Raw genomic sequence first — 6889 nt, forward strand, 5'->3', positions numbered from 1 at the left:
CTGCCTGGCATGCGCTGAAGCCGTGACAGGTCGACACAAGCGGGGTGCACAGCCGGATGGGCGGGGAGCTGTCGGCAGGGACGGCGGAACTGCGCGCGCAGATGGGCGCGTTCTCACGGGGTGAAGGGGATCCGCAGGCGCTGGTCGAGGCCGCGCAGGGCGCGGAGCTTCTGCTCCCCCTGCTCGGTGAGGGCGCCGCGTGGAGTGGCGAGTTGGATGACATCCGCTGGCTGTTCGCGTTCACCAGCACAGGTGAGATGCACGCCTTCCTGCAGCAGAAGTGGGAGGCAGCCGAGCCCGGCGAACTGCCCGCCGAACTGGGCCGGTACGTACGCTACCTGCGCGTGGACGGTGAGGAGCTGTTGCAGGAGCTGCTTCCTGGGCTGGTGGAGCGGGACCGGGTTCCGATGGGCGTCGTGGTGGACGTGTCCTCCGGACTTCGCGCCTTCCTGCCACCCGTCGCCGGAATCGTGCCGGATCGGATTGCGCTCGATAGGCAATCCGTCGCCGCGGGGGAGCTTGCCCCGTGGTGAGCGGTGGTGGTTTCGGGGTCGATCCGCAGATCCTGAAGCAGGTGTCCAAGGGCATCAACGATGCGCTGGACGAGCTGAAGAAGATCACGGATGCGACTGAGGCGACCACGGGTCAGGGCTTCTCCGATCTGTCGGTGTCGCCGACCGTGATGGGCCACTCCGCTGCTTCTCAGATGCTGGACGACTTCGCCGAGCGTTGGGGCTGGGAGGTCCAGGCGCTCCTGGACGAGGGCGACGACGTGGCCGGGACGTTGGATCTGAACGCGGGCTACTACCAGGAGGCGGAGGAATACGGCACGGGCGTCCTCAAGGACGTGGTGCTGTCCGCGACTGCGGACCCGACGCTGACCTCGGAGAAGGCGGAGAAGATGTCCTGGAGCCAGGTGGGCGGCAAGATCGAGGACGCCTACACCCCCGACTACTCCATGGACAGTTTCCAGGACGCTTACAAGGAGAGCCGGAAGAACCTCTCCCACGCCTGGACGGACGTCACTGAGACCGGAGTGACCGGAGGCCACATCGGGGTGGCGAAGGCCGTCGTCTCCGCACCCTTCGGCGGTGACGACGACGGGCAAGACCCCGGCACCGCGGCGAAGGGGAAGTGATGGGCCTCTTCGACTTCGACGATCTGGACCGCGTCACCCAGTCTGCCCGCGACACCTTCGCCGACGGGGTGCAGAACATCACCCACGGTACGGCGAAGCTGCTTGATGACGTGGGCGCACACGACTGGGCCGACAAGGCCGACGCAGCCGGCTCCTGGGCGGCCAAGGAGCTGGGGGCCCAGACCCGCGAGCTCGAGCTGAATGAGACCGACGACCCCGCCCTGCTGCTGCACGGGGACGCGAGCAGCATCCGTAAGTCCGCCGGGCAGTTGAAGAAGTTGGGCGCGGCCTTCGAACGTACCGGCAATGCGCTGCGGAAGATGGATCCCTCGGACTGGCACGGAAAGGCCGCTGAGCGCTTTCGCGAGAAGGTGCAGACCCACCCCAAGCGCTGGCTGAGGGCCGCCGACTCGTTCGAGGACGCGGCCACTGCGCTGGATCACTACGCCGACACGGTCGAGTGGGCGGGTAAGCAGGCCCGCGAGGCGGTCGAACGGTGGAAGCATGCCCAGAAGCAGACCACGGCGGCCCTGAAGCAGTACCAGCGCAAGGTCGACGACTACACCCAGCAGGCCGACGCCGCCGGGCACCAGTCTCCGCAAAAGCCGGGCCCGTTCCACGACCCCGGCGCCGAAGGACGCAAGGCCGCAGAGCACCTGCTCAAAGCGGCCCGCAGCCAGCGCGACAGCGCCGGCGCCCAACTGACCGTGAAGCTCGCCCGAGGCATCAGCCAGGCACCTGCCGAGCCCCAAGGCTGGGACCGCCTCAAGCGCGAAGTCGGCAACACGGTGAAAAACGAGCTGGTCGGGGCCGAGCACCAGCTGGGCGGCATCGTCAAGACCGGCACCTCGTTGCTGCGCCTGGTCCGCACGGTCAACCCCCAGGATCCCTACAACTTGACCCACCCGGCCGACTACGCCACCCACCTCACCAGTGTCGCCGGCGGCCTGATTCACACTGCCAACCACCCCACCGAGCTGGTCAAGGGCCTCATCGGCGAGGGTTGGAGCACCGACCGCAACCAGGCCATCGGCGCCTTCGCGACGAACTTCCTCGGCGGCGGAGGCGCCGTGAGCAAGGTCGGAGCCAAGGCCGTCGCCCACGGCATGGAAAGCGCTGCCGCCAAAGACGCTGCCAAGACCGCTGCAAAGGACTCCGCCGGCTTTGCCGGGCACGGCGATGACGCGGCCGACGCAGCTCGGCATGCCGATGATGCGGCAACGCATGCCGATGATGCTGCCGAGCACGCCGACGACGCCGGAGCGGGTAAGGATCTTGATCCGGACGACCCTCGCAGTCTTCCCGCAGCCGTCGACAAGAACGTCGACGTCGACAGCATCAGCCACAAGCCGGTGTGGCGCGAAGACCACGAGCCGCTGTACCGCAACGACAACCGCCATCCCCGGGAGATCTTCGACCAGGGCTTCCATCCACGCGACTCGTCCAACACAAACATTCATGGCTATGTGGAAGGCAACCAGGCGTCGGCCTTCGTGGGCACCACCAGGAACCCCGATGCCAACTGGGCAACCAATTACCGGTACGAGGTCGACGCCCCCGGCGGCATCGACGTCAATGGGACCCTGCCGAACAACAAGTACCGCGAGATCGACCAGGAGATCGCCTTCGCCGGCGGCATCGACCACAAGCACATCAAGGGAGCCTGGGAGATCGACCCCCGCACCGGAACCAAAGGAGAATGGATACCGAACCCCCACTACGAGCCTCATATCCCCAAAAAACCCGTCGCTCCCGCACCTGAAGCACCGCCCTCCAGTCAACTGCCCGAAGGATGGACCCTATGAGTGGCCACCAGGTCCCCGACCGTTTCGACGTCCTCGCCTTCAACGGGGACCAGCAGGCCGACGCCGTCCTGCACTGGGAGGGCGGAAACTACGATTTCACCGTGACCGCCGACGGCCCTTGGGGGCATGTCACCGGCAGAGCAGCTGACTGCTTCGAGGCGCTCACCCGCACCCGCGAGCAGATCGAACCCCAGGGGTGGCTCCTGGGTGTCAACGGCTCGCGTCGCGACACCTGGCCCTCCGGGATGTGCCGTGACATGGGGGGTTTCCTCGTCTGCCTACTTAGGCCCGGGCTTCGCCCCACCCGCGCCGATCTCATCCAGACCTTCCATGACGCACCCCGCGAGACGCTGGCCACTGTCGCCGAGCAGATCGCCTTCGAAGAGCAGTGGAGCCAGTCGCTGTGACCACCCCGGCCGGCCCTGCCCCCGCCGTTCCCCCGGTCACCGAGGCTCTGCGCGCCCAGGCCGCACAGCAGCGCGGCGGCTACGTGTACGCGATCGACCCGTACTTCGACCCCAACGGCGCCGTCCCCCCGTACGGCATCGTCGGCGGCTGGTCCGTCGGCAGCGCCGGCCAGCTCGTTTCCTTCACGCACAACCAGAACTACCGCCCGTCGCCGACGGCGTTGGAGTTCCCGCCCCCTGCCACCGCCCTGGACCAAGCCCTGCAGCGCGCCGTCACCGGTTACGGCAGCGAACAGGAACTCCTCGCGGCCTTTCACGACGCCACGCTCATCCTGTTCAGCCAGGAGGGGCAGACCGGCCTCTACACCGTCGTCGAGGACGACGGCAGCCGCTACATCCCGGCCTTCACCCACCCCACCCACACCCCCGACACCTGGCACCAGTGGCAACAGGCGACCGGCCAGCACCTCGCCGCCACCGGCCTCCCGGTCCGTCTCAACCCCGGCCACCGCGTCAGCCTGACCATCCCGGGGGAGGCCGGGAATCAAGCCGGTGGCGAGACCGCCGGCCCCAACTCTTCGCCCTCCACCTCGTCCTCCGGCCTCCCCGAGGCCCTCGTGGGTGCCCCGCTGCTGGCCGCCGGCCTGCTCTCGGCGCTCGGCCGCCGACGCCGCACGGCCCTGTGGCAGTCCGCCATGGGCGCGGGGGGCCGCCGCGCCCCGGAGCTTCGCCGGCCGGCGGGTGTCGCCGCCGATACCCAAGATGCGCTGCTCATCGGGGCCGACCCGCAAGCCGTACGCGATCTCGACCATGCCCTGCGGGGACTGGCTTCCGCCTTGACCGCCGCCTCGCGCGCCCTGCCGACCGTCTACGTTGCCCGGCTCACCGACAGCGAGCTCAGCCTCCAGCTCGCCCATCCCGCAGGTAAGCCCCCGGCGCCATGGCAGCTCGGTCGGAACGAGACGTTCTGGCGCATCCAGCGGGCCGACATCCCGGTGCCCGAAACAGACACCGGCACTGCTGCCCCCTACCCGGGCCTGGTCAGCCTCGGCAGCCTCGACGGCGCGCGCCTGCTGCTGAACCTCGAAGCCGTCCCCGGACTCGTCTCACTCACCGGCACGCACGCGGACCGGAGCGCCGTCCTCACGTCGGTCGCCGCGGAACTCGCCACCAGCGGCTGGTCGGACCGGATGACCATCACCCTCGTCGGCTTCGGCACGGAACTCACCACGCTCGACCCCACCCGCGTCCGCCACTTGGACGACGTCGAAGCCCTGCTGGAAACCATGGGCGCCGAAACCCGGCAGCGGCGCGATGCCCTCGCCATGGCGGGCCACGACTCCGTACTCCCCGGCTCCGCACAGCAGACCCCATGGGCGCCCCACCTGGTCCTCCTCGCCGCACAGCCGACCGAGGATCAGGCAGTGAAGATCGCCGAGCTCGTTGCCGACTCCGGCCGCCTGGGCATCAGCTACCTGGCCGCCACCGAGGAGAACGGCCTGCCAGGTGCGACCTGGAAACTCGACATCACCCCCGACGGACGCCTCCTGGCCCCACTCCTCGGCCTGGAACTGCAAGCCCAGCTCCTGCCCCGGGCCCAGCACGATGCCGTGGTCCAACTCTTCGCCGGCGCCACACCCGACGACGACCGCGACCCGGACCCCGGCACCCCGCATTTCATGGTGGACATCACCCCGAGCGGACGACCCGCGGTGTACGCACGGCTTCTCGGCACCTACGAGATCACCGGCCTCGACGCACCTGACGCCGAGCACAGCCCGCTTCTCCACGAGGCGCTGGTCATGCTCCTGCTCCATCGCGAAGGAGTGCACCCGCGCGTTCTGGCCTCCGGGCTGTGGCCCCGCGGCGTAACCGAGGATGTCCGTGACGCCCTCATCGAACGCCTGCGAACCTGGCTGGGAAACGACCCCGACGGAAGCCCGCGGCTCGGCACCGACACCACCGGTCGGCTGACCCTCGCACCGTCCGTCGTCTCCGACCTCGACGTGCTCCGCACCCTCCACTACGAGGCCACCGCGGGCAGAGGCGCAAGTAACGCACCCGTACGGGAACGCCTGCTCAACGACGCCCTGGCACTCGCCCGCGGCCCCCTGCTCGCCAACCGCCCCCAGGGCCGCTACACCTGGCTTTCCCACGAGATCAGCGAGGCCCAGCTGCCCCTGCTGGTGGCAGACGTCGCACTGGCCCTGTCCGCCCACCACCTGGAGGCCGGCAACCCGACAGCAGCGCTCAACGCCCTCCACACGGCCTTGACCACCACGCCGACGGACGAGCGACTCTGGAACGAACTTCTACGCGCCGCACACGCCACAGGCGATGCGGCCAAGCTCGCATCAACAGCAGCATCGCTCATTGCCCGCCATCACGAGCACAGCGGCGGCGCCCGCAGCCTCCCGCCCCGCACCGAGGCCCTCCTCGACGAGCTCTTGCCGTCGTGGCGTGACACCCAGGCCGCCGCAAAATGACGCCCATCCGCAGCAGACCAACCAGGACGGGATCTTCGATACGGCGGCCGAGGCCGACCTGCGCCTTGAGTCCGTTTCACCCTCGTTCGATCACGGGACCTGCCTGTTCTCGCTGGCTCCGTCCGGGCGGTGACCGAAGGCCGACGGCCCGCTCACTCCTCCAGCTGATCCTTTCGTGGCCCCGCGTCCGGCGTCGGGCGTCGGGCGTCGGGCGTCGGGCGTCGGGCGTCGGGCGTCGGGCGTCGGGGCCACGATGCCGTAAAGGATCAGTGAGGTCAGCGTGTCGATCGCCTCGTCGTCGGTGGGCCTCTTGGCCTCGGCCGTGCCACCGGGGGCCCGCCCGTCAGCGACGAGCCACACACAGGAGAACTGCAACAGCATGCTGCTGATCGCCGAGGCGACAAGCGCCGGGTCTCCGGGGAGAGTTGCCCCGCGCCGCTGCAGGTACTCCAGATGCCGGCAGAGCATGCCCTCTACGCTCCCTTGAAGCATCGGAAAGAGGGCGAATGGCGTGATATACCGGCGCCCGCCACCCTGGAGCCGCTTGCCGAACGGCTGCCCATGCGAAATCAGGCCGGAGGCATGATCTACCCCGACCTTTTCCGTAAATCCTGGGACCGGGCTCTGAAACGCCTCGGGCTTCCCGGCTACAACCCGCACGACCTGCGGCACAAATGGGCCACCGTGCCCCTGAGCAACGGCGTGCCCCTCCACGAGGTCTCGCGGTGGATGGGCCACAGCTCTATCAAGATCACGGTGGACCGGTACGGCCACCTCACCCTCGACGGCAGTGACCGCTGCCGTCAGGTCATCGAGGCCACCTTCGGGGTGCACATGCTCAGCGGATTCCCAGCTCCGCGAGAACTCGGTGCTGAGTTGGTGCTGGCTTAGCCGGGAAGTAGAGGTAGCAGACCCCCTCCCGAACCGCTCTTGACCTGGCCGTTTGCGTCATGGCGCTTAGGCACTGTTTCTCGGATCTCCTGACGCGGGTGGAGTGTTGGCGTCAGGCTGGCTGTATGGGCCGTGGGGATCTGACGAATGCGGAGTGGGATC

At 68.6% G+C, this 6889-nt stretch carries 7 protein-coding genes and 1 pseudogene; 6 read left to right on the forward strand and 2 right to left on the reverse strand.

The window, feature by feature from the left end:
* The first annotated feature begins 44 nt into the window (after positions 1 to 44).
* Genes ACGFR7_RS34105 through ACGFR7_RS34125 form a run of 5 tightly spaced genes read left to right on the forward strand, consistent with a single transcriptional unit; the run spans position 45 to position 5836 of the window.
* The gene (locus tag ACGFR7_RS34105) at positions 45 to 533 is read left to right on the forward strand and encodes a hypothetical protein (RefSeq protein ID WP_393326921.1); all 489 of its coding nucleotides are present in this window, start codon (positions 45 to 47) and stop codon (positions 531 to 533) included.
* Positions 530 to 1138, forward strand: coding sequence for a hypothetical protein (locus tag ACGFR7_RS34110; RefSeq protein WP_393326924.1), 609 nt, complete (start codon positions 530 to 532; stop codon positions 1136 to 1138). The genes ACGFR7_RS34105 and ACGFR7_RS34110 overlap by 4 nt, the downstream gene beginning before the upstream one ends.
* Positions 1138 to 2943, forward strand: coding sequence for a WXG100 family type VII secretion target (locus ACGFR7_RS34115; RefSeq protein WP_393326927.1), 1806 nt, complete (start codon positions 1138 to 1140; stop codon positions 2941 to 2943). Before ACGFR7_RS34110 ends, ACGFR7_RS34115 begins: the two co-directional genes overlap by 1 nt.
* Positions 2940 to 3350 carry a hypothetical protein gene (locus ACGFR7_RS34120; RefSeq protein ID WP_393326930.1) on the forward strand — a complete coding sequence of 137 codons (411 nt, stop codon included), beginning with the start codon at positions 2940 to 2942 and terminating at the stop codon, positions 3348 to 3350. The genes ACGFR7_RS34115 and ACGFR7_RS34120 overlap by 4 nt, the downstream gene beginning before the upstream one ends.
* Complete coding sequence (locus ACGFR7_RS34125; protein WP_393326932.1) at positions 3347 to 5836, forward strand: type VII secretion system-associated protein; 2490 nt, start codon at positions 3347 to 3349, stop codon at positions 5834 to 5836. The genes ACGFR7_RS34120 and ACGFR7_RS34125 overlap by 4 nt, the downstream gene beginning before the upstream one ends.
* Before the next feature lie 90 nt (positions 5837 to 5926).
* Here ACGFR7_RS34125 and ACGFR7_RS34130 read toward each other — a convergent pair whose 3' ends face one another.
* A complete protein-coding gene (locus tag ACGFR7_RS34130) occupies positions 5927 to 6304 on the reverse strand; it encodes a hypothetical protein (RefSeq protein WP_393326935.1) in 378 nt (125 codons plus the stop codon).
* A gap of 114 nt (positions 6305 to 6418) precedes the next feature.
* On the opposite strand from ACGFR7_RS34130, the gene ACGFR7_RS34135 reads away from it, so the two are divergent.
* Positions 6419 to 6727 (forward strand): tyrosine-type recombinase/integrase, encoded by a 309-nt coding sequence (locus ACGFR7_RS34135; protein ID WP_393326937.1) that lies wholly within the window; start codon positions 6419 to 6421, stop codon positions 6725 to 6727.
* Here the strand turns inward: ACGFR7_RS34135 and ACGFR7_RS34140 are convergent.
* A pseudogene (locus ACGFR7_RS34140) lies at positions 6675 to 6795 on the reverse strand (peptidase C39 family protein); the annotation flags it as partial. The gene ACGFR7_RS34135 and the pseudogene ACGFR7_RS34140 sit on opposite strands and share 53 nt — an antisense overlap.
* Positions 6796 to 6889 lie beyond the last annotated feature (94 nt).

Source organism: Streptomyces sp. NPDC048516 (assembly GCF_043199875.1).
In the GTDB taxonomy this organism is placed as follows: Bacteria; Actinomycetota; Actinomycetes; order Streptomycetales; family Streptomycetaceae; genus Streptomyces.

What these genes read in the sequence shown, in the direction of transcription:
- ACGFR7_RS34130 (WP_393326935.1), bottom strand. Translation starts at nt 6,304, where the DNA reads ATGCTCTGCCGGCATCTGGAGTACCTGCAGCGGCGCGGGGCAACTCTC.
- ACGFR7_RS34115 (WP_393326927.1), top strand. Translation starts at nt 1,138, where the DNA reads ATGGGCCTCTTCGACTTCGACGATCTGGACCGCGTCACCCAGTCTGCC.
- ACGFR7_RS34135 (WP_393326937.1), top strand. Translation starts at nt 6,419, where the DNA reads ATGATCTACCCCGACCTTTTCCGTAAATCCTGGGACCGGGCTCTGAAA.
- ACGFR7_RS34120 (WP_393326930.1), top strand. Translation starts at nt 2,940, where the DNA reads ATGAGTGGCCACCAGGTCCCCGACCGTTTCGACGTCCTCGCCTTCAAC.